The sequence below is a fragment of the Protaetiibacter intestinalis genome, from assembly GCF_003627075.1.
Taxonomy (GTDB): domain Bacteria; phylum Actinomycetota; class Actinomycetes; order Actinomycetales; family Microbacteriaceae; genus Homoserinibacter; species Homoserinibacter intestinalis.
Genome location: NZ_CP032630.1, coordinates 797,452 through 823,076 on the forward strand (window position 1 = coordinate 797,452; position 25,625 = coordinate 823,076).

Genomic DNA, 25,625 nt, shown 5'->3' on the forward strand with positions numbered 1-25,625 from the left:
GCGGCAGCGTGCGCACGCGGACGCCGCGCGCCGCGGCGACCCTCCGCATCCGCGTGGTTTCCGCAACTCAGGAGATTCGGCCGCTTTCGCGGCGCCGTCCCCCGCATCCCGCACCTCTTCCTGAGTTGCGAGAACACGCCGTGTCCGCAACTCAGGAACGGAGGGCTTGAGGCGCGCCGATCGCCGGCTGCGGGCGGAATCTCCTGAGTTGCGAAAATGGGACGGGGGCGACGTCGGCGTCAGTGGAAGAAGTGGCGCTCGCCCGTGAGGTAGAGGGTCACGCCGTACTCCTCGCACGCGGCGATGACGTCGGCGTCGCGGATGGAGCCGCCCGGCTGCACGATGGCCTTCACGCCCGCCTCGAGCAGGATGCGGGGGCCGTCGTCGAAGGGGAAGAAGGCGTCGGATGCGGCGACCGAGCCGGCCGCCCGCTCCCCCGCCCGCTCGACGGCGAGCTTGCAGGAGTCGACGCGGTTGACCTGCCCCATGCCGACGCCGACCGAGGCGCCGCCGGAGGCGAGCAGGATGCCGTTCGACTTGACCGCGCGCACGGCACGCCAGGCGAACTCCAGGTCGGCGAGGGTTGCGGCGTCTGCGGCGTCGCCCGCGGCGAGGGTCCAGCTCGAGGGGTCGGCGAAGTGCGCGTCGGGGTCTTGGGCGAGCAGACCTCCGGAGATCTGCCGGATCTCCGCACGACCTCGCACCCGCGGAGCGTACTCGGCGGGCAGCTCGAGCAGGCGCAGGTTCTTCTTCGCCTGCAGCAGCTCGAGTGCCTCCGGCTCGAAGCCGGGAGCGACGACCACCTCGGTGAAGATGGGCGCGATCGACTCGGCCGCGGCCTTCGTGATCACCCGGTTGGCGGCGATCACCCCGCCGTACGCCGACACCGGGTCGCAGGCGTGGGCGAGCGCGTGAGCGGTGGCGATGTCGTCGGCCGTCGCGATACCGCACGGGTTCGCGTGCTTGATGATCGCGATCGCGGGGGTGTCGTGGTCGTAGGCGGCGCGCAGCGCGGCATCCGCGTCGACGTAGTTATTGTACGACATCTCCTTGCCGCCGTGCTGCGTCGCCTGGGCGATGCCCGCCCCGCGCGGGTGGGCGTAGAGGGCCGCGCGCTGGTGGGAGTTCTCGCCGTAGCGCAGGGTCGCAGCGAGCTCGGCATGCACCTCGAGCGTCGGGACGAAGGCGCCCGGATCGTCCGCCGAGGAGGCACCCTCGCCCACCTGAACCGTCCAGTCCGGCCCAGGCACCTGCTGCTCGAACCAGGCGGCGACCGCGGCGTCGTAGTCGGCTGTATGCCGGAACGCGTCGCGGGCAAGCTCACGACGCTGCTCGAGCGTGGTGCCACCGCTCGCGAGCGCCTCGACGACGGTGCCGTAGGCGGCGGGCGAGACCACCACCGCGACGTTGGCGTGGTTCTTCGCGGAGGCGCGCACCATGGCCGGCCCGCCGATGTCGATCTGCTCGATCACGGCATCCGGTGCGGCGCCGGAGGCGACCGTCTCGGCGAAGGGGTAGAGGTTGACGACGACGAGCTCGAAGGGCTCGATGCCGAAGTGGGCGAGCTCGGCCTCGTGGCTTTCGAGGCGCAGGTCGGCGAGCAGGCCCGAGTGCACCTTGGGGTGCAGGGTGCGCACGCGCCCGTCGAGGTGCTCGGGGAAGCCGGTGAGCTCGCCGATCTGGGTGACGGGGATGCCGGCATCCGCGATCGCCTTCGAGGTGCCGCCCGTGGAGACGATCTCGACGCCCGCGTCGGCGAGGGCGCGCGCCAGCTCGACGAGGCCGGTCTTGTCGGAGACCGCGACGAGGGCGCGGCGGATGGCGACGCGGTCGCGCGCGCGGTAGAGGGAGGGGTCGATGGCGGGGCCGCTCATGCGCGGTACTCCTTGAGGTCGATGGTGCCGTTGGCGAGGTCGAGCACGGTCTGGATGAGCAGTTCGCGCTCGACCGGCTTGATGCGTTCGTGGAGGGTGGCCTCGGTGTCGCCCGGCTCGACCGGCACCCGGCGCTGGTGCAGGATCGGTCCGGAGTCGACGCCGTCGTCGACGACGATGACGCTCGCCCCCGTCTCGGTGACGCCCGCCGCGAGCGCGTCGCGCACCCCGTGCGCGCCCGGGAACTCGGGCAGGTAGGCGGGGTGGGTGTTGATGATGGCGGGCGCGTACTCGGCGACCACCTGCGCGGGCAGCAGCCGCATGAGGCCCGACAGCACCACGACATCCGGTTGCCACTCGCGCAGCTGGGCGAGCAGCTCGTCGCCCCAGGCCTCGCGGCTGTCGAAGGAGGTGAACGGCACGACGAAGCTCGGGATGCCGTAGTGCTCGGCGTGGGCGAGACCGTCGGCCTGCCGGTCGGCACCGACGGCGACGACGCGGGCCGGGAACTCGGCGTCCTGCGAGGCGTCGAGGAGGGCGCGGAGGTTCGACCCGCCCCCGGAGATCAGGACGACGAGGCGGAGCACCGGGCCAGCCTACCGGTCGCGGCGGCGGCCCAGCCGTGCCGCGAGACCCGGCAGGGCACCCGTCGCGATGCCCAGTCCGATGCCCACGGCGAACTCGGCCGCGGCGGCCAGCCCCACCGCGAGCGGGTCCGGTCCGATCACCGAGAACCGCCCGGGGCCGAGCCCACCCGCGGATGCCGCGGCGAGCAGGCCGAGCAGCAGGCCGCCGACGAGGGCGCCGAGCAGCGCCGTGAGCGCGAGCCGGCCGGCCCGCGGTCCGTCGCCCCCGGCGCGGATCACCCCCGGACGCACGGCCGCGCCCGCGAGGAACCCCGCCACGACCGGCACGACGAGACCCACGAAGCCGAACGACAGCTCGCCGCTCGGCAGCGCCCCGAGGATCGGGATGGCGGGCAGCGGCCCGACCGCCGTGCCGAGCGGCGACACCTGCGAGCCGAGCCCGAGGGCGAACCCGGGCCCCGCGAACCACGAGGCCGCCCAGATCACGACGTTCGGGATGAAGGCGAGCTGACCGGCCGTCAGCACGACCCCGCCGAGCACCTCCGTGTGCAGGCTCTCGTACATGCGGATCACCTGCGCGTAGCCGACCACCACGACGACGGTCGCGGCGATCGCGCTCACGAGCAGGGTGAGCGCGACGGACGCCGCACCCGCGGTGAGGCCGCCGCGCAGCACCCCGCGGGTGCGCGCGTCGACGGCCGCGAAGCGGGCGGCGAACCCGCGGTGGGAGCCGGGGGCGGCATCCGCGCTCTCCCGCAGCACGCCGAGCAGCAGCCCCGCACCGTAGACGAGCGGGGGCAGCAGGGTGCCCTGCCAGAGCGAGGGGCGGGCGTCGGGGTGCAGCACCGAGAACGTCACGAGGAAGGACAGCGCCGCGAAGACGGCGAGGCTCGTGAGGGAGCCGAGGCGTCGGTGGCCGGTCTCGGCGATGCGGATGCCGGCGCGCACGCCGAGCGCGAGCGTCAGCAGGGCGAAGCCGAGCGCCGCGATCGTGACCTTCACGACCGTGCCGGCGGGGGCCGCGATCGCCGCGGCCGTCGTCTCGTCGAGCACGAAGGTCACGTCGACCCCGTGTCCGATGAGCCACACGTCGACCGCACCGCGCCAGAACCCCAGCCAGTCGGGGCCGAAGCCGAACTGCGCCGCCCACAGCACGGTCGCCACGAGCAGCGGCACCGCGACGCCGATCGCGAGCACGAGGGCCGCCTCGAACGCCGCGAAGAGCAGGGTGAGGCGCCGGGTCACGAAGCGACCCTATGCCACCCCCGTGTCGCCTCCCGGGCGGACGCGCAGCCGTCCGCGGGATGCGGCCTCCGCGTCCGCGAGCACGGCCGCGGCGGCGGCGCGGGCGGCCGCGGCCGTCTCCGACGCGGCGGCCGCCTCGGCGGCCCGTCGGCAGTCGGCGAGGGTGAGCCGGGCGAGACGCGCGGCGACGGGTCCGAGGGCCCGCGGCGACATCGACAGCGAGGTGGCGCCGAGCCCGACGAGCACGGGCGCGAGCTCCGGGTCGCCCCCGGCCTCGCCGCACACGCCGACCGCCTTGCCTGCCTTCGCGCCCGCGGCGCCGACGACGCCGATGAGCCGCAGCACGGCCGGCTGCCAGGTGTCGCCGAGCTCGCCGAGCTCGGACAGCAGCCGGTCGGCGGCCATCGTGTACTGGGTGAGGTCGTTGGTGCCGAGGCTCACGAAGTCGACGACGTCGAGGATCTCGGCCGCCAGCAGCGCAGCCGACGGGGTCTCGATCATCACCCCGACCGTCGGCAGTCCGGCGGCACGGCATCGCTCGGCGAAGGAGCGGGCCTCGTCGACGGTGGCCACCATCGGAGCCATCACCTGGATCTCGGCGGCGGATGCGGTGGTCGCGCGGGCGAGCGCGGCCAGCTGGTCGTCGAGCAGCGCCGGGTTCCTCCGCGCCACCCGCAGGCCCCGGACCCCGAGCGCCGGATTCTCCTCCTCGTCGTCGTTCGCGAACGGCAGGGGCTTGTCGGCGCCCGCGTCGAGTGTGCGGACGACCACCTTGCGGCCGTCGAAGGGGGCGATCACGGCGGCGTACGCCTGCTCCTGCTCGTCGACGCCGGGGGCCGTCCGCCGGTCGAGGAAGCAGAACTCGGTACGGAACAGCCCCACCCCTTCCGCGTGCGCGGCGGCACCGGCCTCCGCGTCGGCGGCGCTGCCGACGTTCGCGAGCAGGGGGATGCGGATGCCGTCGGCGGTGACGCCCGCGCCGTCGAAGGCGACGACCTCGACGCGCGCCCGGGCGCGCTCGAGCTCCGCCGCATCCGGGTGGGGGTCGATCGTGCCGGCCGAGCCGTCGACCACCACGACCGAGCTCTCCGCGAGCCCCGTCGCCCCCGCGGCGCCGACGACCGCCGGCAGCCCGAGGGCGCGGGCGATGATCGCCGTGTGCGAGGTGGGCCCGCCGAGCTCGGTGACGAGCGCGACACAGCCGCTGCCCGACAGCGTCACCGTGTCGGCCGGTGCCAGGTCGCGTGCGACGAGCACGAAGGGATCGTCGCGCTGCGGGATCCCGGGAGGCTCGAGGCCCTGCAGGGTGGCGACGATGCGGTCGCGCACGTCGCGGATGTCGGAGGCGCGTTCGGCCATCCGCCCGCCGAGCGAGGCGAGCAGCTGCTCGTACCCGGCGGCCGCCTCCCAGACGGCACGGGCGGCGTCGAGGCCGCGCTCGCGCACGGAGGTCTCCGCCGTGGAGGCGAGCTCCGGGTCGAGCGCGATGAGCGCGGTCGCCTCGAGGATCGCCGCGGCCTCCCCGGCTGCGAGTCGGGCGCGGGAGCGCAGGCCGTCGGCGACGGCGGAGGCGGCGGGGCCGATGCGTGCCGCCTCGGTCTCGCGCGCCCCCGCGTCGAGGGGGGCGCCCGCCTCGGGTTCCGGCACGGGGGCTCCGAGCCGCACCACGGGGGCGGCGGCGAGCCCCCCGCTCACCCCGCGACCGTGCAGCAGGCCGTCGGCGACGGATGCGGGCCCGACGTCGGTCACGACCGCCGCCTCGGCGGCGGGCCGCGGCCCCGCGTCGTCCTCGCCGAAGCCGTCGGCGACGAGACCGTCGATCGCGTCGAGCACGGAGGCGGCCTCGGGGCCCGAGGCGCGGAACTCGACCTCGTCGCCCCCCGCCGCACCGAGCGAGAGGAGGCCCGTCATGCTGCCGGCCTGTACGGGTACGCCGTGCGGCAGCCGGCGCGCCGTCACCTGCGCATCGGCGGGACCGACGATCCCGGCGATCACGGAGGCGGGGCGCGCGTGGATGCCCAGACGGTTGCGCAACGTCACACGGCGCACGATCGCGTCCTCGTCGGTCGATGCCGGAGCCTCTGCGGGGGCCTCCGCGTCGCCGAGCTGCGACGCCTTCGCCGCGAGCGCGGACGAGGCCTCCGCCGCGACGGCGTCGAGGCTCGCGCCCCCCGCCGCCGCGACGGTGGCCGCCAGCAGCCCCTCCACGAAAGGGGCCGCCGCGAGCCGGACGGGCACGTCGCTCGAGCGCAGCTCGAGCGCGAGTTCGGAGCTCAGCACCGCCGAGCCGAGGTCCATCAGCAGCAGCACGCCTTCGGCGCCGTCCGCGGCGAGCTCGTCGACGGCTGCGGCGACGCGCGTCGCATCGGTGCCGAGGATGGGCGCACCGTCGGCGTCGGAGCCGGCCCCCGCCGCGGTGACGATCTGCGGACGGTCGCCCTGCACCATCTGGTGGGCGAGCTGTACCGCCGCCTCGGCCAGCGCTGCGCTGTGCGAGACGATGACGATGCCGATCATGTCAGGTCCGGGAGACGGTCTCTGCGAGGGTCTCGAAGAGGATGGCCGACGACGACGCACCCGGGTCCAGGTGACCCGCGCTGCGCTCGCCCAGGTAGCTGGCGCGTCCCTTGCGGGCCACGAGCGGCTCGGTGGCGTCACGACCGGCGAGCGCCGCATCCGCCGCCGCGCGCGTCGCCTCCGCGAGCGATCCGCCGGATGCGAGCGCCGCGTCGAGGGCGTCGACCGCCGGCGACACGGCGTCGAACATCGTCTTGTCGCCCGCCTCGGCCTTGCCGCGGGCGACGATGCCGTCGAGACCCGCGCGCAGGGCCGCCGCGAGCGCCGCACCGTCGAACGAGGTGACGGCGCCCGCGGTCATGCCCATGCGGAGGAAGAAGGTGCCGTAGAGCGGGCCGCTCGCGCCCCCCACCGAGCTGACGAGCGTCATCCCCACCGACTTGAACAGCTCGTCGACGGTCGCCGGATGCCCCTGGTCGAGCTTGTCCATGACGGCGGCCATGCCGCGCGCCATGTTCGCTCCGTGATCCGCGTCGCCGATCGCCGAGTCGAGCTCGGTCAGCCAGGCGCGCTGCTCGGTGACGGCGTCGCGGAAGGCCGCGAGCCATTCGACGAGGCGGTCGATGGTCAGGGTGTCGTCGCTCATGCGGTCATTCTCTTCCTGCGGATCGGTCCGGGCTACAGGCCCCAGCGCAGACCCGGCGTGTTGACGGGGGCGTCCCAGAGCCCGAGCAGCTCGTCGTCGGCCTGGAGCACCGTGAGCGAGCAGCCGGCCATGTCGAGGGAGGTGATGTAGTCGCCCACCAGGTTGCGGGCGATGGTCACCCCCGACGACTCCAGGATGCGGGCGACCTCGCCGTACATCAGGTACAGCTCGATCAGCGGCGAGCCGCCCATGCCGTTCAGCATGACGATGGTCGGTCCACCGGTGAAGTCGAGGTCGGCGAGGATCGGTTCGACGAGTTGCGCGGCGATGTCGCGCGCCGGCGCCAGCGGCACGCGATGGCGTCCCGGCTCGCCGTGGATGCCGATGCCGATCTCCATCTGGTCGTCGGGCAGGTCGAAGGTCGGCTTGCCTGCGGCGGGAACGGTGCAGCTCGTGAGCGCCATGCCCATCGAGCGACCACCGGCGTTCACCTTCTCGGCGATGGCGAGCACGCTCGCCAGGTCGCGGCCCTCCTCGGCCGCGGCACCCACGATCTTCTCCAGCAGCACGGTCACGCCGACACCGCGGCGACCCGCGGTCCAGGTGGAGTCCTGTACGGCGACGTCGTCGTCGGTGACGATCGTGGAGACCTCGACGCCGTCGGCCGCCGCCAGTTCGGCCGCCATCTCGAAGTTCATCACGTCGCCCGTGTAGTTCTTCACGATGTGGAGCACGCCGCCGCCGCGGTTCACCGCGAGGGTCGCCGCCTGCATCTGGTCGGGGGTCGGCGAGGTGAAGACCTCGCCCGCACACGCCGCGTCGAGCATGCCGTAGCCGACGAATCCGCCGTGCAGCGGCTCGTGCCCCGATCCCCCGCCCGAGATGAGCGCCACCTTGCCATCGGCCTTCGGAGTCCCGCGGTAGATGACCCGGTTCTCGAAGTCGACCGACAGTTCCGGGTGGGCCGCCGCCACACCGCGGAGGGACTCGATGAGCACGTCCTCCGGTGCGTTGATGAGCTTCTTCACGCCTTGACCTCCTCGTTCTGCACCGGGGCCCGGTCGGCCCTGGTGTGCGCGATGAGCCCGAACGCGAGCGCCGCGAGCACGCCGCCCAGCAGTTCGGCCACGATGTAGACCCAGTACTGCTCCCACTGCACCTCGCCGCCGAGGATCGACTGCACGATCATCGGGCCGGTGGTGCGTGCCGGGTTGATGGATGCCCCGGTCGTGGGGGCCACCGGGATGATGGCGGCGAACACGACGAAGCCGATCGCGAGGCCGGCCCATCCGGGGGCGGCCTTGCGGTAGATCACCCCGAACACGGCGAACACCAGCAGGAAGGTGCCGACGAACTCCGCGAAGAACGCCTGCGGGATGGGCGTCTCGGCGGAGAACGACGCGACGCCGAGCCCCAGCTCGCTGGCCGCCTGACCGAGCACGCCGACGATCATGAACGAACCGGCGATGGCTCCCAGCACCTGGGCGACCACGTAGGCGGGCACGAGCTTCCAGGGGAACTTGCCGGTGGCGGCGAGGCCGAAGGTGACGGCCGGGTTGATGTGGTTGCCGGAGATGTAGCCGAACACGTAGACCGTGACGACCACGACCGTGCCGAACGCCAGCGAGATGAATCCGAGTTCCGCGCCGGTGAACGGGGCGTCGCCTCGGGCGAGGGCGAGGGCGGGGACGGATCCGACGCCGACGAACACGAGGAACGCGGTGCCGAGGAACTCTGCAGCCAGCTTCTGCCACAGGCGGTTCTCATCCATATGTACTCCTTCGGACATAGGGGGAAGTTGATCGAATCACGGAACGTCATTCGACAATGTCGAATATTGTACTGAAATCGCCGGATGTCAAGGGTCCAGCACGAAGTGCATCCGACCCCATAATGGAACGACCACGAGGGGGTGACACGTGATCCAGGCCATCGACAGGGCGGCGAAAGTGCTGCAATCCCTGCAAGGCGCCCGCCACCTCGGCATCACCGAGCTCTCCGCCATGCTCGAGCTGCCGCCCTCGACCGTGCACGGGATCGTCAAGTCGCTCGCGGAGCACGGGCTCGTCGCCAAGGAGCGCGGCGGCAACCGGTACATGCTCGGCCCCGCCCTCGTGAAGCTCAGCAACGTCTACCTCGACACCCTCGACGTGCGCGCACGCGCCATGCGCTGGACCCGCGAGCTCGCGCGTCGCACCGGGCTCGCCGTCCGGCTCGGGGTCGAGCTCTTCGACGAGGTGCTCGTCATCCACCACAACCGGCGCCCCGACGGCAGCCAGCAGATGCTCGAGACCGGCATGACGATCCCCGCCCACGCCTCCGCGATGGGCAAGGTGCTGCTCGCCTACGACGAGGAGTACCAGGACACCGTGCTGCGCGTCGCCCTCCGCAGCCTCACCGGCGACACCATCACCGACCCCGCCAAGCTCACCCTCGCCTTCCCCGGGATCGCCGAACGCGGCGTCGCCACGGAGGAGGACGAGGCCGTGCTCGGCGAGTCGTCGATCGCCGCACCGGTCGCCGACGCATCCGGAGGGGTGGTCGCAGCCGTCGCCGTCGTGCTGCCGTCGAGCGAGTGGCCGCCCGTCGACGGGGTGCTCAACGACCTCCGCGAGACCGCCCGCAACATCTCACGCGAGCTCGGCGCCACCACCTGGCCGCCGCGGGTGTCGACCCACGAGGACTGAGCGCGTCAGCACATCGGGTCCGACGCCGGCACCGTCCCCTTCAGGAGGTAGGCGTCGACCGTGTCGTCGACGCACGCCACACCCTGCGCGTAGATGGTGTGCCCCTCGCCCTCGTAGCTCACGAGGAACCCGCTCGAGAGCTGCTTCGAGAGCGACACGGCGTTCGCGTAGGGGGTCGCGGGGTCGTTCGTCGTGCCGATCACCATGATCGGGGGCGCACCCTGGGCGTCGAAGGTGGTGGGCAGCTCGGCGACCGGGTACGGCCAGTTCGAGCAGACCACGTCGAGCATCGCGTAGTCGTCGTAGGCGGCGTAGCGGCCGAGGATGGGTGCGGCCGCGTCGATCTTGGCGAGCCCGTCGAGCGTCGAGACGCCGTCGGTCGCGAGGTCGCCCTCGTTGCAGGTGACGGCCGTGTAGATCTCCATCGAGTTGTCGGAGTAGCCGCCGCCCGCGTCCCGCCCGTTGTAGGCGTCGGCGTAGACGAACACGGTGTCGGCGTCGCCCTTGCGCAGGCTCGTGAAGAGGTTCGAGAGCTCGGGCCAGTAGCTCTCCGAGTAGAGCGTCAGGATGATGCCCGTCGCGACCGTCGCCGAGTCGAGCTCGCGACCGTCGGAGGCGACGAAGTGCCGCGCGTCGACCGTGTCGAGCATCTGCCGCACCGACTTCATCGCCGCGTCGACGTCGCCCGAGAACGGGCAGTCGCCTCCGCTCGAGATGCACCAGGTCATGTACGCCCGCAGCCCCGAGTCGAAACCCGCCATCTGCGTGGCGAGCGCGTCGAGGTCGCCGACCGAGGGGTCCACGGCGCCGTCGAGCACCATCCGCCCCACCTTCTCGGGGAACAGCTCGGCGTACATCGTGCCGAGGTAGGTGCCGTACGAGTAGCCGAGGTAGTGCAGCTCGGTGTCGCCGAGCACGGCGCGGATGACGTCCATGTCGCGCGCGACGGATGCCGCGTCGAGGTGGCCCATGAGCGCGCCCGTGTTGGCGTCGCAGGCCGCCGTCCAGTCGGCGGCGCGCTCGGTGAGCTCGTCGAGCCAGCCCTGCGTGCCGTACGCGGAGGAGTAGGTGCCGTACAGCCACTCGTCCTGGTCGGCCGAGTCGGTGTAGCACTCGACGGGCGTGGAGTGGTTGACCCCGCGGGGGTCGAAGCCGATGACGTCGTAGTCGTCGAGCACGTCGGAGGTGACGATGTAGTCGACCGAGTCGTGCACGAAGTCGTAGCCGGAGCCGCCGGGGCCGCCGGGGTTGATGAGCAGCGAGCCGATGGGCGTGCCGCTCGCCTTGTGCCGGGCGATCGCGATCTGGATGGTGTCGCCCGTCGGGTCGTCCCAGTCGAGCGGCACGGTCACCTCGGTGCAGTCGATGCCGCTCGCGCCGCAGCCGCTCCACGACGGGGTCTGCGTGTAGTACTGCTCGAGCTCGGCCGGCACGTCCTCCCCCGTGGGCCCGGGGCGCCCGTCGTCCTTCGTGCCGCCTCCGCCGAGGAACGGCAGCCCGGTGCAGCCGGCGAGCAGGACGGCCGCGGCGAGAACCGCGGTGGCGGCGCGCAGGCCGCGCGCACGGGTGCGGGAAGACATGCGCTCAGCCTACGGGGTGCCGCAGCTCCCGCAGCCGGTCGGGGTGGAGCGGCGTCGTCAGCCAGCGCAGCTGCGCCGTGCCGTCGGCGCGGCACGCGAGGTGCAGCGTGTGCGGTGTCTCGAGGAAGAGCACCTCGGCCGCGAAGCCGTCGCCGTCCCAGCCGCCCGCGGCGGCGATCGGCACGCCGTCCGGGGCCGACTCGACCCACTCCCCGATGCCGACGGGCACGACGAGTTCGCCCGCCCTGTCGACGAGCCCGAGCACCCAGCCGTCCCCCTCCGACCGCAGGCGCACCTCGCGGATACCGGCGGGCGCGCGACCGGCCGAGGCGACCGCGAAGACGGCGGAGGCGGCCGTGACCGGCTGCGGCGCCGAGGGCGGCACCGGCAGCGCGGCGGAGGCGAGGCGCTCGGCGAGCGCGGCGTCCGCATCCGGATGCGGCTCGCCGTCGAACGCGGGCAGCAGCCGCGCCCAGACGTGGTCGAGCAGGCGCTGCATCTGCTCGGTCTCGGAGGTGATCGCGAGCACGGCGTCGTGCTCGGGCAGCACGATGCAGAACTGCCCGTAGGCGCCGTCGCCGCGGTAGCCGTGCCGCGACATCCAGAACTGCAGGCCGTAGCCCTGGCTCCAGTCCGGGCCCCAGTCGCCGGGGTTCGCGACCTGCACCCGCGTCGCCTCGGCGAGCCAGTCGGCGTCGAGCAGCTGCTGCTCGCCCCAGCGCCCGCGCTGCAGGTAGAGCTGACCGAGCCGCGCCACGGCATCCGTCGTGGCGTGCAGGCCGCTGAAGCCGAGGTCGACCCCCGCGGGCTCCTCGAACCAGGAGGCCTCGCGGATGCCGAGCGGCTCGAACAGCCGCGGCCGCAGGTAGTCGATGAGGCTCTGCCCCGAGGCGCGCTGCACGATCGCCGCGAGGGTGTACGTGCACGGCTGGTTGTAGGCGAAGAGGGTACCGGGCTCCGCATCCGGAGGGGTCAGCAGGAAGCCGCGCACGAGGTCGCCCCCGCCCGCCTGGGAGGCGCGGTCGATCGTCTCCTCGGCGTGGCCGCTCGCCATCGACGCGATGTTCCGCACCGTCATGCGCCGCGTCCGCGGGTCGGTCACCTCGGCGTCGTACTCGGGGAAGTAGTCGATCACCGGGGTGTCGAGCTCGAACAGCCCCTCGGCGTGCGCGAACCCCGCGGCGGTCGAGGTGAAGCTCTTGCTGAGCGAGTACAGCAGCTGCACGCGGTCGGCGGCGTAGGGCGCCCACCATCCCTCGGCGATGACGGCGCCGTGCCGCAGCAGCACGAGCCCGTGCGGGCGGATGTCGGGGTCGGTCTCGAGCGCGTCGAGCAGCGCCGCGATCCCGCGCGCATCCACCCCCTCCGCGGACGGCGTCGAGTGCGGCAGGTCGGCGGTGCTCATGTCACGAGGCCGAGGCGAGCACCTCGCGGAGCAGGGTGGCGGTCTCGGAAGGGGTCTTGCCGACGCGCACGCCGGCGGCCTCGAGGGCCTCCTTCTTCGCCTGCGCGGTGCCCGCGGAGCCCGACACGATCGCACCCGCGTGGCCCATCGTCTTGCCCTCGGGGGCGGTGAAGCCCGCGACGTAGCCGACGACCGGCTTGGTGACGTTCTCGGCGATGAAGGCGGCCGCGCGCTCCTCGGCGTCGCCGCCGATCTCGCCGATCATGACGATCGCCTTCGTCTCGGGGTCGGCCTCGAACGCGGCGAGCGCGTCGATGTGGGTCGTGCCGATGATCGGGTCGCCGCCGATGCCGATCGCGGTCGAGAAGCCGAGGTCGCGCAGCTCGTACATCATCTGGTAGGTCAGGGTGCCCGACTTCGACACGAGGCCGACCGGGCCCTTGCCGGTGATGTTGGCGGGCGTGATGCCCACGAGCGCCTCACCCGGGGTGATGATGCCGGGGCAGTTCGGCCCGATGATGCGGGTCTTGTTGCCCTTGGCCTTCGCGTACGCCCACGCCTCGGCGGTGTCCTGCACGGGCACGCCCTCGGTGATGACCACGAGCAGCGGGATCTCGGCATCGATGGCCTCGATCATCGCGTCCTTGGTGAAGGCCGGGGGCACGAAGGCGATCGACACATCCGCGCCCGTCTTCTCGATGGCCTCGGCGACCGTGCCGAACACGGGCAGGGTGACCCCGCCGTCGTGCTCGACCGTGGTGCCCGCCTTGCGGGCGTTCACGCCGCCCACGACCTGGGTGCCCGCCTTGAGCATGAGCGCGGTGTGCTTGGTGCCCTCGCCGCCCGTGATGCCCTGGACGATGACCTTGGAGTCCTTGGTGAGGAAGATCGACATTCTGTTCAGTCCTTACTTGGAGGCCAGCTCGGCGGCCTTGTCGGCGCCTTCGTCCATGCCGGTGGCGATCGTCACGAGCGGGTGGTTCGCGGCCGCGAGGATCGCACGGCCCTCCTCCACCTGGTTGCCGTCGAGGCGCACCACGAGCGGCTTGGTGGCCGCGTCGCCGAGGATCTCGAGGGCCTTCACGATGCCGTTCGCGACCGCGACGCACGAGGTGATGCCGCCGAAGACGTTCACGAACACGCTCTTGACCTGCGGGTCGCCGAGGATGACGTCGAGGCCCGCCGCCATGACCTCCGCGGATGCGCCGCCGCCGATGTCGAGGAAGTTGGCGGGCTTCACGCCGCCGTGGTTCTCGCCGGCGTAGGCCACGACATCCAGGGTGCTCATGACGAGCCCCGCGCCGTTGCCGATGATGCCGACCTCGCCGTCGAGCTTCACGTAGTTGAGGCCCGCGGCCTTCGCCTTCGCCTCGAGCGGGTCGGCGGCGCCCTTGTCCTCGAGGGCCTCGTGCTCGTGGTGGCGCACCTCGCTCGCGTTGTCGTCGAGCGAGATCTTGCCGTCGAGGGCGACGATGTCGCCAGCGCCGGTCAGCACGAGCGGGTTCACCTCGACGAGGGTCGCGTCCTCCGAGGTGTAGACCTCGTAGAGCTTCACGAAGACGGGGGCGACCTTGTCGACGAGCTCGGCGGGGAACTTCGCGGCGACCGCGATCTCCTTCGCCTTCTCGAGGGTGATGCCGTCGAGCGGGTCGACCTCGATGCGTGCGAGCGCCTCGGGGCGCTCCTCGGCGAGCTGCTCGATCTCCATGCCGCCCTCGTAGGAGGCGAGGCTCAGGTACGAGCGGTTCGACCGGTCGAGCAGCACCGAGAAGTAGTACTCCTGCGCGATGTCGGCGCCCGCCGCCACCATGAGGCGCTTCACGACGTGGCCCTTGATGTCGAGGCCGAGGATCGCCTCGGCGGCCGCCTCCGCGTCGTCCGGGGTCTTCGCAACCTTGACGCCGCCGGCCTTGCCGCGGCCTCCGGTCTTCACCTGCGCCTTGACGACGGTCACGCCGCCGAGCTTCTCGGCCGCGGCGCGCGCCTCGGCGGGGGTGTCGGCGACGATGCCTGCGAGCACGGGGACCCCGTGCTTCTCGAACATGTCGCGGGCCTGGTACTCGTAGAGATCCACGCTTGTCGCTTCTTCCAGTGCGTCGGGGATGGAGGGGCCGGAACTCTCTCGACGCCGAGATAGTTCGATGTCGAGATAGTTGGCCGTCTGCCACTCTACCTGCTTCGTTCGGGAGGACGACACGCCGCCTCGGCGGCCCGACACCGCCCCAGCACGGCGTGTCGTCCTCCCGAACGAAGAGCAAGGATGGGGTGGTGAGCACCGCCGACGACTACCTCGCCGAGGGCTCGCTCGTGCTCGGCGGCGGGGCGGCCCTGCTGCTGCAGCTCGCGCATCCGACGGTGGCCCGCGCGGTCGCGGGGCACTCGCGGTTCGCGAGCGATCCGATGCGGCGGCTGCGGCACACGCTCGGCTACGTGTACGCGATCGGCCTCGGCACGCCGGAGGTCGCGGAGGCGGCGGCGCGCGCCGTCGACCGCGCGCACCGCGGCATCCCGGGCGCCGTCGACCCCGAGCCGCAGCTGTGGGTCGCGGCGACGCTCTACGGCGTCGGGATGCAGGTGCACGAGGTGCTGTTCCGCCCGCTGCCGGATGCCGTGGCCGACGAGGTCTACACGGTCTCGGGCCGCTTCGGCACGAGCCTGCAGGTGCCGGAGGGGATGTGGCCCGCGACGCGCGCCGACTTCGCGGCGTACTGGGAGCGGATGCTGCCGACGCTCGCCGTGGGCGAGGAGGCGCGCGCGGTGGCCCACGGCATCCTGCACCCCGCGCGCGGCACCGTGCCCGCGTGGGTGCGCGCCGTGCTGCCGCTCGCGCGGCTCACGACGGCCGCCCTGCTGCCGGAGGCGATCCGCGACGCCTACGGCCTCCCGCGCCGCCCCCGCCGCGAGCGCGCCGCCCTCGCGCTCGCGCGCGCGCTCGCCCGCCTCACGCCCCGCCGGATCCGGCGCCTACCCTCGCGCCTGCTCCTCCCCCGCGGGTGAGGCGGCGATGACGTCGCGGTACCAGCGGAACGAGTCCTTCGGGGTGCGGGCCTGCGTCGCGTAGTCGACGTAGACGAGGCCGAAGCGCTCGGCATAGCCCGCCGCCCACTCGAAGTTGTCGAAGGCGCTCCACACGTAGTAGCCCTGCACGTCGACGCCCGCGGCCACCGCATCCGCGACCGCCCGCAGGTGCGCGTCGAGGAACGCGACGCGACGCGGGTCGCGCACGGCGCCGTCGGCCTCCGGCACGTCGTGGAACGACGCCCCGTTCTCGGTGATGACGACGGGCGGCAGCTCGGGGTAGCTCGCGCGCAGCTCGGTCAGCACGCCCGTGAGCCCCTCCGGCACGATCGCCCAGCCGAAGTCGGTGCGCTCCTCGGACGGGTACGGCACGGGCGCGAACGGCATCCCCTCCGGGAGCTCGACCTCGATCGCCCCGGCGGTGTCGAGGTCGGGGCGCGGGGCCGCGATCCGCACCGGCTCGTAGTAGTTCACGCCGTAGAAGTCGAGCGGCGCCGAGATCACCGCGAGGTCGGCGGCGAGCTGCGCGTCGTCGATCGGCAGCAGCGGCCGCAGCTCCTCCGGGTAGCTGCCCGCGAGGATCGGCTGCGAGAACAACCGGTTGGTGATGGCGTGGAAGGTGCCCGCCGCCACGAGGTCCTCCTCGGCATCCGAGGCCGGCACGATGAGCGGATGCTGCTGCGCCACCCCCACGCGCTCGGCGCCCGCCGCGCGCAGCCGCCCCACCGCGAGGCCGTGCGCGAGCAGCTGGTGGTGCGCCGCCGGCAGCGCCCCGAAGCCGAGGCCGCGGCCGGGCGCGTGCGAGTCGAGCGCGTAGCCGTACAGCACCTGCACGCTCATCTCGTTGAGCGTGATCCAGTCGCGCACCCGGTCGCCGAGCCGCCCGGCGACGACCGAGACGTAGTCGGCGAGCGCCTCGGCGGTGTCCCGCACCATCCAGCCGCCGCGCTCCTCGATCGTCTGCGGCAGGTCCCAGTGGTAGAGGGTGGGCACGGGACGGATGCCGCGCGCGAGCAGGCCGTCGACGAGCCGTTCGTAGAACGCGAGCCCCGCCTCGTTGACCGCACCGGTGCCCTCCGGAAGGATGCGCGACCACGAGATCGAGAAGCGGTAGTCGTGGATGCCGAGCTCGGCGAGCAGGTCGAGGTCGCCCTCCCAGCGGTGGTAGTGGTCGATCGCCACGTCGCCCGTCTCGCCCTCGCGGGTGCGACCCGGTTCGTGGCTGAAGACGTCCCAGATGGAGGGGCCGCGGCCGTCCTCGGTGACGGCCCCCTCGATCTGGTACGAGGCGGTCGCGGCGCCGAAACGGAATCCGGGCGGCAGGGCGGGGAGCTGGTTCATGGCTTCTCTCGATGATTCGTGGGCGGATCGGGGGTCAGCGAACGCCGCGCAGACGCGGCAGGCAGAGCAGGGCCAGCAGCGCGACCGCCGCCGTGACGAGGTACAGCGCGAGGTAGCCGCCGGCGCCCGTCACGATCGGCGCTGCGACGACGGGCGCGAGCGCCTGCGGCAGAGCGGAGGCGATGTTGGCGACGCCGAGCATGCTGCCGGTCGAGCGTCCGCTCGGCAGCACGCGCGTGATGATGGCGACGTCGACGCTCACGAAGAGCCCCCAGCCCACGCCGATGAGCACGGTCGCCGCGATGACGGCGGGCAGCACGGGCAGCACGGCGAACACCACGGCGCCCGCCGCGAGGGTGACCCCCGCGAACACCACGAAGACCTTGCGACGCGCGAGGCGATCCGACCAGGCGCCGCCGACACCCGCCCCGACGCCCGTGACGACGACGTTGACGAGCGTGAGCACGAGCACCCAGGTGCCCGGGTCGTCGACCCCGACGCCGTCGAGCAGGTAGAAGTACAGGTAGACGAGCACGAGCGCGTTGACGAGGTTGAGCAGCAGGCGCAGCAGCCACGCCCACGCGAAGTCGGCGGTGGGGCGCAGCGCCGCGAGCACCCCGCGGAGCCCGGACGCGGCACCGGCTGCGGCATCCGCGCCCGCGACCGCCTCGCGCGGCTCGGGCAGTACGACGATCGCCGCGCCGAGCAGCGGCACCGCCACGGCGAGCGCGACGTAGCCGAGCGCTCCCTCGTCGAGGGCGACGGCGGTCGCCGTGCCGAGCACGACGCCCGCGAGCTGGGCGATGCCGAACAACGAGCCGACGAGGCCGCGGCGCTCCTCGGGCACCCGGTCGGCGATCATCGCGAGCAGCGCGGCGAAGGGTCCGTTGAGACCCACCTGCACGAGCACCCAGCCCGCGATCATCCAGCCGGCGTCCGGCGCGACGGCGAGCACCGCGAGGCCCACGACGCCGATGACGGCGCCCGCGACGAGCACGGGGCGCCGACGCGGCCCGTTCACCGAGAGCCGGTCGGAGAGCAGGCCCCACAACGGGTTGGCGACGAGCGAGGCGACCGCGCCGATGCCGGTCACGAGCGCGAGCAGCGCCTCCTTGCCGTCCGCCCCCGCGATCGCGGCGGACTGCGCGGGCAGCAGGATCTGGATCGGCCCGAACCAGCCCGCGAACACACCGCCCGTGGCGAGCAGCAGCGCGACGAGCCAGCTGCGGCGGATCATGCGGCGACCCGTTCGGCGGAGCCGGCGACCCAGGACGCCACCGAGCGGATGACGGCGCGCGCGGCATCCGTGTCGCGGTCGGCGAGCCAGGTGCCGGTGAGCCCCTCGGTGACGACGATGAGCCGCCGCGCGAGCTCGGGCAGCGGCTCGCTCCAGCGCACACCGCACCGCTCGGCGAGCTGGCCGAGCACCGCCTCCATCTCGAGGAAGTAGAGCTCGTGCTGCCGCCGGGCGAGCGCGGGGTCGTGGCGCAGCCCGTGGAGGCTCAGCTCGGTGAGCGCGAGCTCGCGGTCGGGGTCGGCGATGAGCAGCTCGAGGTAGGAGACGAGGGCCGCCTCGACGGCATCCTGCACGGGCACGCCCGCGGGGAGGGCCAGCTCGGCGGCGATGCGCTCGCCGTCGGTGATGGTGCGCACCACCTCGGAGAGCAGCTCGTCGCGCGAGGCGAACACGTAGTGGAAGGCGCCGAGCGGCATCCTCGCCTCGGCGACGATCGCGCGGGTGGTGGCGGCGGGCACCCCGCCTCGGGCGATCACGCGGATCGCGGCCTGGACGAGCGCCTGGCGGCGGTCCTCGTAGCTCATGCGGCGGTTCATCGCACCTCATCGTCGGGTCGTGCGCGAGTTTTGGACGATTGTCCAAAACTGCGTCCAGGATGACGCATGCGCTCGCGGAGCACAAGGCCCGGGTAGCCTCGGCGGGTGAGATTCGCCGCCCTCCGAGCCCCCTGGTACAAGGGCTACCTCGCGGGCGGCTCGCTCATGATGGGCGCCGACCACGTCGAGCACGCGATCACCTACTTCGTCATGTGGCAGCTCTTCGAGTCGCCCGTGCTCGCCGGCTTCGCCGTCATCAGCCACTGGGTGCCGCAGCTGCTGTTCGCGATCCCCTTCGGCGCGCTCGCCGACCGCTTCGACTGCCGCCGCCTCATCCAGCTCGGCGCCGCCTGCTTCATGCTCGCCTCCGCCGGCTGGGCGGTGCTCATCGCGACGAACACCCTCGAGCCCTGGCACTGCGTCGTGCTGCTCATCCTGCACGGCCTCGCGGGCACCTTCTGGGGCCCCGCGGACCAGCTCATGCTCTACGACATCGTGGGCCCGAAGGAGCTCCCGAGCGCCGTACGCCTCATGGCGACGGGGCTCAACCTCGGCATGCTCGTCGGCCCCGCGATCGGTGCGGCGCTGCTGTTCACCGTCGGGGCGGCGTGGGGCATGGCGATCAACGTTCTGCTCTACCTGCCGTTCGTGATCTACCTGCTGCTCGTGCCCTACGACGGCCACAGCCGGGTGAGCGATCGCCCCGCCGCGGCACGCTTCCGCGACGTGCTCGGGGTGCTGCGCGAGGTGCCCCGCCACCCGCCGATCCTCGCGGTCATGGTGCTGCAGGCGCTCGTCGGGCTGTTCATCGGCTCGGCGGTCGTCACCCTGCTGCCCGAGTTCGGCCAGCTGCTCGGCCTCGAGGCGTCCGGGCTCGCCTACGGCCTGCTGCTCGTCGCGATGGCCACCGGCGCCGTCGCCGCCGGCATCGGGCTCGAGGCGATCGGGCGCATCCGGGTCAGCGTCCGGCTCGCCATCACGGCGACGATCGTCTTCGCCGCCGCGCTCGTCGTCTTCGCGATCTCGCGGAGCTTCGCGCTCAGCCTCGTCGTGCTCGTGGTCGCGGGGATGGCGAACCTCACCTCCTCGTCGACCTCGCAGGCGATCGTGCAGCTCGAGGCGCCGCCCGACCGCCGGGGCCGCTTCCTCGGGGCCTCGGCCATGGCGTCGAACGGCTCACGGGTCGGCTCCGGCATCCTCATCGGCGCGCTCGGCTCCTGGCTCGGTGTCACCTGGGCGGTCGGCATCGACGCCGCGCTGCTGCTGGCATCCGCGGCCGTGCTGCTCGCCCTCGTGCTCGTGCGGCGACGCCGGATGGAGACCCGCCACACGGCCCCCGTCGAGCCGAGCGAACCCGAGGCCCTCGGCGAGAACTGAGCGGCAGGCGCCTACAGCTTCTCGATCGGCGCGATCTTGACGAGCAGGCGTTTGCGGCCCGCGGTGTCGAACTGCACCTCGGCGACCGCCTTCGGGGCCTGGCCCGTGACATCCACGACGCGCCCCTCGCCGAAGTCGGTGTGCCGGATGCGGTCGCCGGGGGCCAGGGTCAGGTCGCCGTTGTCGCGCACCGCCCCCGTGACGGCGCTCGTCCACTCGCGCTTCTCGCGCGCGGGCGCGGGCGGCAGGGAGGTGGAGTAGCTGAAGCTCTGCCGGGGCCGCCCCGCGTTGAGCGCGCGCGAGCGGCTGCCGCCGTACGAGTTCGCCATGCCGGGCGACTGCCGCCAGTCGATGAGGTGCGCGGGAACGTCCTGCAGGAAGCGGCTCGGCATCGCGACGGAGGTGTCGCCGAACTGCGAGCGCGTCATCGCGAGCGAGAGGTAGAGGCGCTTCTTCGCGCGCGTGATGCCGACGTAGAACAGCCGCCGCTCCTCCGCGACGCCGCCCGGCTCGCCCGCCGAGATGCGGTGCGGCAGCAGGTCCTCCTCGATGCCCGTGAGGAACACCGTGTCGTACTCGAGGCCCTTCGCGGTGTGCAGCGTCATGAGGGTCACGGTGCCCGAGGCGTCGTCGATCTCGTCGGCGGCCGCGACGAGCGCCACTTCGGTGAGGAAGTCGACGAGCCGCCCCTCGGGGTTGCGCTTCGCGAACTCCTTCGTGAACGACAGGAGCTCCTCGACGTTCTCCGCGCGCACCTCGTCCTGCGGGTCGCGCGTCGCGCGCAACGCGTCCACGTACCCCGTGCGCACGAGCAGCTCGGTGAGCACGTCGGCGGGCGGCGAGGTGGGCACCATCGCCTCCACCTCGTCGAGCACCTGGCCGAGGTCGAGGATCGCCTTCGTCACCTTCGGGCCGAGCCCGAGCTGATCGGCCTCCCGCAGCGACTCGCGCAACGGCATCCCGAGCCGGTCGGCGTGCGCCTGCAGCGCCGCCTCGGTCGCGGGGCCTATGCCGCGCTTGGGGGTGTTCATGATGCGCCGCAGGGCCAGGTCGTCGGCCGGGTTCGCCACCTGGATCAGGTACGCCATCGCGTCCTTGATCTCGGCGCGCTCGTAGAACTTGGTGCCGCCCGCGATGCGATACGGGATGGCCGCGCGGATGAGGATGTCCTCCAGCGCCCTCGTCTGCGAGTTGACGCGGAAGAACACGGCCATGTCCTTGTAGGCGGCCCCCGCCTCGTGCAGCTTCTGGATCTCGTCGGCCACGAACTGCGCCTCGTCGTAGGCCGAGTAGCCCGTGAAGCCCGTGATGCGCTCGCCCGAGCCGACCGTCGTGAACAGGTTCTTCGACTGCCGGTCGAAGTTCTGCGCGATGACGGCGTTCGCCGCGTCGAGGATGTTCTGCGTCGAGCGGTAGTTCTGCTCGAGCAGGATCACCTTCGCCTCGGGGAAGTCGCGCTCGAACTCGACGATGTTGCGGATGTCGGCGCCGCGGAAGGCGTAGATCGACTGGTCGGAGTCGCCCACGACGGTGAGCGAGGCGCCCGGGATGCCGCCCGTGGCGTCCACGCGCATCCGCGTGTCGTCGGGGACGTGCTCGGGCTTGATGGGCCGGGTGAGCTCGCGCACGAGCGCGTACTGGGCGTGGTTGGTGTCCTGGTACTCGTCGACGAGCACATGCCGGAAGCGGCGCTGGTAAAGCGCGGCCACCTCGGGGAAGGCCCGGAACAGGTGCACCGTCTCGGCGATGAGGTCGTCGAAGTCGAGGGCGTTGGCGCGGCGCAGTCCCTCGGTGTAGCGGCGGAACACCTCGAGGAAGGCGACCTCGGCCGGGTCGTCGGCGTTCGCCTGCCGCGCGAAGGTGTCGACGTCGGTGAGCTCGTTCTTGAGCTTCGAGATGCGGCCCGCCACGCTCGGCACCGTGAGCCCGAGGGTGTCGACCTCGAGCTCCTTGATGATGCGCTTGAGCAGGGCGCGCGAGTCGGCGGAGTCGTAGATCGTGAACGCCGACTTCAGCCCCATGACCTCCGCCTGCCGACGCAGGATGCGCACGCACGCCGAGTGGAAGGTCGAGATCCACATGCCGTCGGCGGCGCCGCCCACGAGCTGCTGCACGCGCTCGCGCATCTCGGCGGCCGCCTTGTTGGTGAAGGTGATGGCGAGGATCTGACTCGGCCACGCCTCGCGGCCCGCGATGAGACTCGCGATCCGGCGGGTGAGCACGCTCGTCTTGCCCGAGCCGGCGCCCGCGACGATCAGCAGGGCGGGGCCCCGGTACTGCACCGCCTCGCGCTGCTGCGGGTTGAGGCCGGCCAGCAGCGCTTCGTCGACGGCGGGCGCGGACGCGGCGGGGTCACCCGGATCGCTGTCGAATCCGTCGAGGAGGAAGGTCATGGCCGCCCCAGTCTAGGTCGACCCGCCCACACCCCGGGCCGGGATCAGGAGTCGTCGCGGGCCGAGACGGCGAGGTCGGGGTGGTCGGCGAAGACGCCGTCGACACCCGTCGCGAGCACGCTGTCGAACTCGCCGCGCCAGTCGCCCCACGCGGAGGCGCCGCCCGCGCCGCGGAACGGGGGTGTGAGGAACTTGTTCTCGGGCCGCAGCGTCCAGGTGAACACCTCGAGCCCGCGGCGATGCGCACGGTCGACGAGCTCGACACCGGCCCGCGCGTCCGGGGTCAGCAGCCGCGACTTGTCGACGCTGATGCCGTCGACGCGCGTCGCGAGGTCGTCGAGACCCTCGTCGCCGAGCTGCGCGTCGTAGTCGGGGGCGGATGCGCCGAGCCGCATCGCGAGGTCGGGCGCGGTGCCGGTCGCCTCGAGCAGGTACACGAACCGCGCGTCGAGTCCGCGCTGGCGCACCTCGCCGAGCACCGTCTCCTCGAAGCTCTCGACCACGAGCGGCCCCGGGAAGCGGGCGAGCGCGTCGACCACGAGCTCGTCGAGCGGCAGGCCGATGGCGGCGAAGTAGACGGCGTGCTTGATCTCGGCCACGAGCCCGAGCTGGCGGCCGTAGCGCTCGGAGGCGTCGGCGATCAGCTCGAGCAGCTCGTCGAGCCGCAGGATCGGGTAGCGCCGGTCGAAGGTCGCCGAGCCGGGCCGCCGCTCCGGCAGGCGCTCGATCGCCCGCAGGGTGGAGAGCTCGTCCCAGGTGAAGTCCTCGGTGAACCAGCCCGTCATCGTGACGGGGCCGAAGCTCTTCGTCGTGCGCCGGTCGGCGAACTCGGGACGCGTGGCGACGTCCGTCGTGCCCGAGATCTCGTTCTCGTGCCGCAGCACGAGCACCCCGTCACGGGTGGCGACGATGTCGGGCTCCACGGCATCCGCCCCGAGCGCGAAGGCCAGCTCGTACGCCGCACGGGTGTGCTCCGGGCGATAGCCGCTCGCCCCGCGGTGCCCGATGACCCACGGGCGCTGCGTGTCGCCGCCCTGAGCCGGTCGAAGAGTCACCCCGTCACGATAGCCGCACCCGCCGAACACCGCGTCCAGCCGCTACGCTCGCGCTCGATGAGCCCACCATCCGCGCGACCGCCGTGGCGAGAGCCGACGGCCGCGCTGCCGCTGCGCTTCGGCCACGCGGCCGACCGGCTGTGGGCGGGGGCCTGGCTCATCGTGGGCGGTGGCCTCGCGATCGCCGGCTCCAACACCTTCTCGCTGTGGGTGCTCGCGCTCGGCACGGCCGCGACCGCGATCGGCTGGTGCGTCCTGCCGTCGGCGGGCTGGCGGCGCGTGCTCGCGCTCGGACCGTCGATGCTCGCGATGTGGCTGCTGCTCTCCGGTCCGCGCTTCGTGATCGTGCTCGTGCTGCCGTACCTCGGCTGGCTGCTCGTGCGGCACCGCCCGCCGCTCGCGATGCTCACCGCCGTGCCCGTCGCCGCCGTCGCGCTGCTCGTGGGGAACGTCTTCCAGGAGGACTACTCGCGGATGCTGCCCGCCCTCGCGATCGTCGGGGTCGCGATGGTCGCGGGCGCGTGGGGTGCGCGGCTCATCGCGCGCGGGCGCGGCTGACGCCGGCTCAGGCGAGCTCGAGGGCCGCCGAGCGGCGCACGGTGAGCTCGCGGTGCAGCTCGAGCAGCTGCGGACGCCGCGGTGCGAAGAGACCGCCCAGGCCGTAGCCGACGACGGCGATCGGCAGCTCGACGCGGGAACCCTCCACGCCGTCGAGGATCGCGACGCTCAGGCCGTCCGCTGCGCGACCGGCGCGGCTCACTCGCACGATCGCGATGTCGGCCACCGCATCCCACGGCGCGCGACCGATGCGCAGCGGGTGCTCGGCCGAGCCGCCCCACACCTCGATGCCGGTGCGGTCGGCGACGACCGTGAAGCCGAGCGGCAGGAACGCGACCTCGGTGCGCAGCGCCGCGACCGCACGGCGCAGGCCCCGCGAGCCGACGGCCCGGATCACGACGGCCCCCGGGCGGGCGGCCGCGAGCCGCTCCGCGCGCTGGGCCGCGCGGGTCGCCCAGATCATGAGCCACGCGAACACGACGAGCACGAGGCCCGTGACGATCGCCGCGAGCAGCAGGAAGTCGGCGAGGGCCGAGACGGTGAACCCGGCGCGGAACGCGACCCCGCCGACGACGACCAGCGCTCCCAGGAACCCGAGGAACAGCGGCGTGGGCGCCGTGCGCGGCGCGGGAGGCAGGCGCGCCTCGTCGCCGTCGTGGTTCATGCCTCGAAGCGTATGAGCCGGCGCCGCGCGGCGGCAGTCCCCTGAAGGGGGCTGCCCCTCGTCCCGTCCTGCACATGGATAAGGGGCCTCGGTTTTCACCGGGCCCCTTATGTGTGAACACCGATCCGCGAACGTCCGGTGCTTGTGGTCCTAGTGTACCTCACATGCCGCGAATCGAGCCCGCCACGGAGCGACTCATCGGACGCCCGCGGCTCCTCCGACTGCTCGCAGACGTCGAGGGTGACCATCGCCGCGCGAACGATTTGTTCGCCTGGAACGTCGCCGCTGCCGGGGCGGCCATGGAGGCCGTGCACGTCTTCGAACTCATCCTCCGCAACGCGCTCGACCGCGAACTCCGCGTGTGGAACGCGAACATGAACGGCGACCCCGACTGGCTGCTCACGCCCCACGAGTTCCTCCACAAGTCGCTCCGGCCCGCCGACCGCGCCGCAGCACTTCAGCGGGCGAGGCGCATCGCGGCGGAACGCGGGAGACCGGTACGCCACGACGACGTGCTCGCGCAGCTGTCCCTCGGAACCTGGCGGTACCTGCTTCCTTCGAGGTCCGTCAAGGCGAAGCAGAGACTGTGGGATGCCGCGCTCAGCCATGCCTTTCCGGCATGGCCCGGTGACTGGGGCCCCGAGAGCGTCGTGACGCGCGTCGCGAGCGCGCACGAGCTCCGCAATCGCGTCGCGCACCTCGAGCCTCTTCAGCACCTGGATCTGCGACGCGTCCGCCGCGACATGCGCAGCGTGTGCCACGCGATCGGGCCCGATGCGGCACGGTTCTTCGTTCAGGCCGAACGTCTCATCCCCATCATCGAGACGAACCCGATCGCCTGACCA

22 protein-coding genes are annotated in these 25,625 nt (G+C 72.7%); 5 read left to right on the plus strand and 17 right to left on the minus strand.

Annotated features, from left to right (window positions below; all coding sequences use genetic code 11):
* Positions 1–239 precede the first annotated feature (239 nt).
* Genes purH through D7I47_RS03920 form a run of 7 tightly spaced genes read right to left on the minus strand, consistent with a single transcriptional unit; the run spans position 240 to position 8,640 of the window.
* On the minus strand, positions 240–1,874 hold the full coding sequence (gene purH / locus D7I47_RS03890; RefSeq protein WP_120761830.1) for a bifunctional phosphoribosylaminoimidazolecarboxamide formyltransferase/IMP cyclohydrolase: 1,635 nt from the start codon (positions 1,872–1,874) through the stop codon (positions 240–242).
* Positions 1,871–2,461, minus strand: a complete 591-nt coding sequence (gene purN, locus D7I47_RS03895; RefSeq protein ID WP_120761831.1) for a phosphoribosylglycinamide formyltransferase — start codon at positions 2,459–2,461, stop codon at positions 1,871–1,873. The genes purH and purN overlap by 4 nt, the downstream gene beginning before the upstream one ends.
* Before the next feature lie 9 nt (positions 2,462–2,470).
* Positions 2,471–3,706: a cell division protein PerM gene (locus D7I47_RS03900; protein ID WP_120761832.1), complete on the minus strand. Its 1,236-nt coding sequence runs from the start codon at positions 3,704–3,706 to the stop codon at positions 2,471–2,473.
* Between the two features lie 9 nt (positions 3,707–3,715).
* Positions 3,716–6,223 (minus strand): phosphoenolpyruvate--protein phosphotransferase, encoded by a 2,508-nt coding sequence (gene ptsP / locus D7I47_RS03905; protein WP_120761833.1) that lies wholly within the window; start codon positions 6,221–6,223, stop codon positions 3,716–3,718.
* A 1-nt stretch (position 6,224) separates the two neighbouring features.
* Positions 6,225–6,869 (minus strand): dihydroxyacetone kinase subunit DhaL, encoded by a 645-nt coding sequence (gene dhaL, locus D7I47_RS03910; RefSeq protein WP_120761834.1) that lies wholly within the window; start codon positions 6,867–6,869, stop codon positions 6,225–6,227.
* A 32-nt stretch (positions 6,870–6,901) separates the two neighbouring features.
* Positions 6,902–7,897: a dihydroxyacetone kinase subunit DhaK gene (gene dhaK, locus D7I47_RS03915; protein WP_120761835.1), complete on the minus strand. Its 996-nt coding sequence runs from the start codon at positions 7,895–7,897 to the stop codon at positions 6,902–6,904.
* The gene (locus tag D7I47_RS03920) at positions 7,894–8,640 is read right to left on the minus strand and encodes an MIP/aquaporin family protein (RefSeq protein WP_120761836.1); all 747 of its coding nucleotides are present in this window, start codon (positions 8,638–8,640) and stop codon (positions 7,894–7,896) included. Before D7I47_RS03920 ends, dhaK begins: the two co-directional genes overlap by 4 nt.
* Positions 8,641–8,788: 148 nt before the next feature.
* On the opposite strand from D7I47_RS03920, the gene D7I47_RS03925 reads away from it, so the two are divergent.
* Complete coding sequence (locus D7I47_RS03925) at positions 8,789–9,556, plus strand: IclR family transcriptional regulator (RefSeq protein ID WP_120761837.1); 768 nt, start codon at positions 8,789–8,791, stop codon at positions 9,554–9,556.
* Between the two features lie 5 nt (positions 9,557–9,561).
* Here D7I47_RS03925 and D7I47_RS03930 read toward each other — a convergent pair whose 3' ends face one another.
* Genes D7I47_RS03930 through sucC form a run of 4 tightly spaced genes read right to left on the minus strand, consistent with a single transcriptional unit; the run spans position 9,562 to position 14,615 of the window.
* Complete coding sequence (locus tag D7I47_RS03930) at positions 9,562–11,136, minus strand: alpha/beta hydrolase (protein ID WP_120761838.1); 1,575 nt, start codon at positions 11,134–11,136, stop codon at positions 9,562–9,564.
* 4 nt (positions 11,137–11,140) lie between these two features.
* Positions 11,141–12,541 (minus strand): serine hydrolase domain-containing protein, encoded by a 1,401-nt coding sequence (locus D7I47_RS03935; RefSeq protein ID WP_120761839.1) that lies wholly within the window; start codon positions 12,539–12,541, stop codon positions 11,141–11,143.
* 1 nt (position 12,542) lies between these two features.
* Positions 12,543–13,436 (minus strand): succinate--CoA ligase subunit alpha, encoded by an 894-nt coding sequence (gene sucD, locus D7I47_RS03940; RefSeq protein ID WP_120761840.1) that lies wholly within the window; start codon positions 13,434–13,436, stop codon positions 12,543–12,545.
* Positions 13,437–13,448: 12 nt separating this feature from the next.
* Positions 13,449–14,615, minus strand: a complete 1,167-nt coding sequence (gene sucC / locus D7I47_RS03945; RefSeq protein ID WP_120761841.1) for an ADP-forming succinate--CoA ligase subunit beta — start codon at positions 14,613–14,615, stop codon at positions 13,449–13,451.
* A 194-nt stretch (positions 14,616–14,809) separates the two neighbouring features.
* On the opposite strand from sucC, the gene D7I47_RS03950 reads away from it, so the two are divergent.
* Positions 14,810–15,538 carry an oxygenase MpaB family protein gene (locus D7I47_RS03950; RefSeq protein ID WP_157981624.1) on the plus strand — a complete coding sequence of 243 codons (729 nt, stop codon included), beginning with the start codon at positions 14,810–14,812 and terminating at the stop codon, positions 15,536–15,538.
* Here the strand turns inward: D7I47_RS03950 and D7I47_RS03955 are convergent.
* Genes D7I47_RS03955 through D7I47_RS03965 form a run of 3 tightly spaced genes read right to left on the minus strand, consistent with a single transcriptional unit; the run spans position 15,506 to position 18,733 of the window.
* A complete protein-coding gene (locus D7I47_RS03955) occupies positions 15,506–16,900 on the minus strand; it encodes a GH1 family beta-glucosidase (RefSeq protein WP_120761843.1) in 1,395 nt (464 codons plus the stop codon). The genes D7I47_RS03950 and D7I47_RS03955 overlap by 33 nt on opposite strands.
* Positions 16,901–16,934: 34 nt before the next feature.
* Positions 16,935–18,137, minus strand: coding sequence for an MFS transporter (locus tag D7I47_RS03960; protein WP_120761844.1), 1,203 nt, complete (start codon positions 18,135–18,137; stop codon positions 16,935–16,937).
* Positions 18,134–18,733 (minus strand): TetR/AcrR family transcriptional regulator, encoded by a 600-nt coding sequence (locus tag D7I47_RS03965; RefSeq protein ID WP_120761845.1) that lies wholly within the window; start codon positions 18,731–18,733, stop codon positions 18,134–18,136. The genes D7I47_RS03960 and D7I47_RS03965 overlap by 4 nt, the downstream gene beginning before the upstream one ends.
* 105 nt (positions 18,734–18,838) lie before the next feature.
* Here D7I47_RS03965 and D7I47_RS03970 point away from each other — a divergent pair, with 105 nt between their 5' ends.
* Entirely contained in the window at positions 18,839–20,110 is a 1,272-nt protein-coding gene (locus tag D7I47_RS03970) for an MFS transporter (protein ID WP_120761846.1), read from the plus strand.
* Positions 20,111–20,121: 11 nt separating this feature from the next.
* Here the strand turns inward: D7I47_RS03970 and D7I47_RS03975 are convergent, their stop codons facing one another.
* Both D7I47_RS03975 and D7I47_RS03980 read right to left on the minus strand, forming a co-directional pair.
* Entirely contained in the window at positions 20,122–22,503 is a 2,382-nt protein-coding gene (locus D7I47_RS03975) for an ATP-dependent helicase (RefSeq protein WP_120761847.1), read from the minus strand.
* A gap of 44 nt (positions 22,504–22,547) precedes the next feature.
* Positions 22,548–23,558, minus strand: coding sequence for a glycerophosphodiester phosphodiesterase family protein (locus D7I47_RS03980; RefSeq protein WP_120761848.1), 1,011 nt, complete (start codon positions 23,556–23,558; stop codon positions 22,548–22,550).
* 57 nt (positions 23,559–23,615) lie between these two features.
* On the opposite strand from D7I47_RS03980, the gene D7I47_RS03985 reads away from it, so the two are divergent.
* Positions 23,616–24,116, plus strand: coding sequence for a hypothetical protein (locus tag D7I47_RS03985; RefSeq protein WP_120761849.1), 501 nt, complete (start codon positions 23,616–23,618; stop codon positions 24,114–24,116).
* Positions 24,117–24,123: 7 nt separating this feature from the next.
* On the opposite strand, the gene D7I47_RS03990 is transcribed toward D7I47_RS03985, so the two are convergent.
* Positions 24,124–24,780, minus strand: coding sequence for a hypothetical protein (locus D7I47_RS03990; protein ID WP_120761850.1), 657 nt, complete (start codon positions 24,778–24,780; stop codon positions 24,124–24,126).
* Positions 24,781–24,944: 164 nt separating this feature from the next.
* On the opposite strand from D7I47_RS03990, the gene D7I47_RS03995 reads away from it, so the two are divergent.
* Positions 24,945–25,622 (plus strand): hypothetical protein, encoded by a 678-nt coding sequence (locus D7I47_RS03995; protein ID WP_120761851.1) that lies wholly within the window; start codon positions 24,945–24,947, stop codon positions 25,620–25,622.
* Positions 25,623–25,625 lie beyond the last annotated feature (3 nt).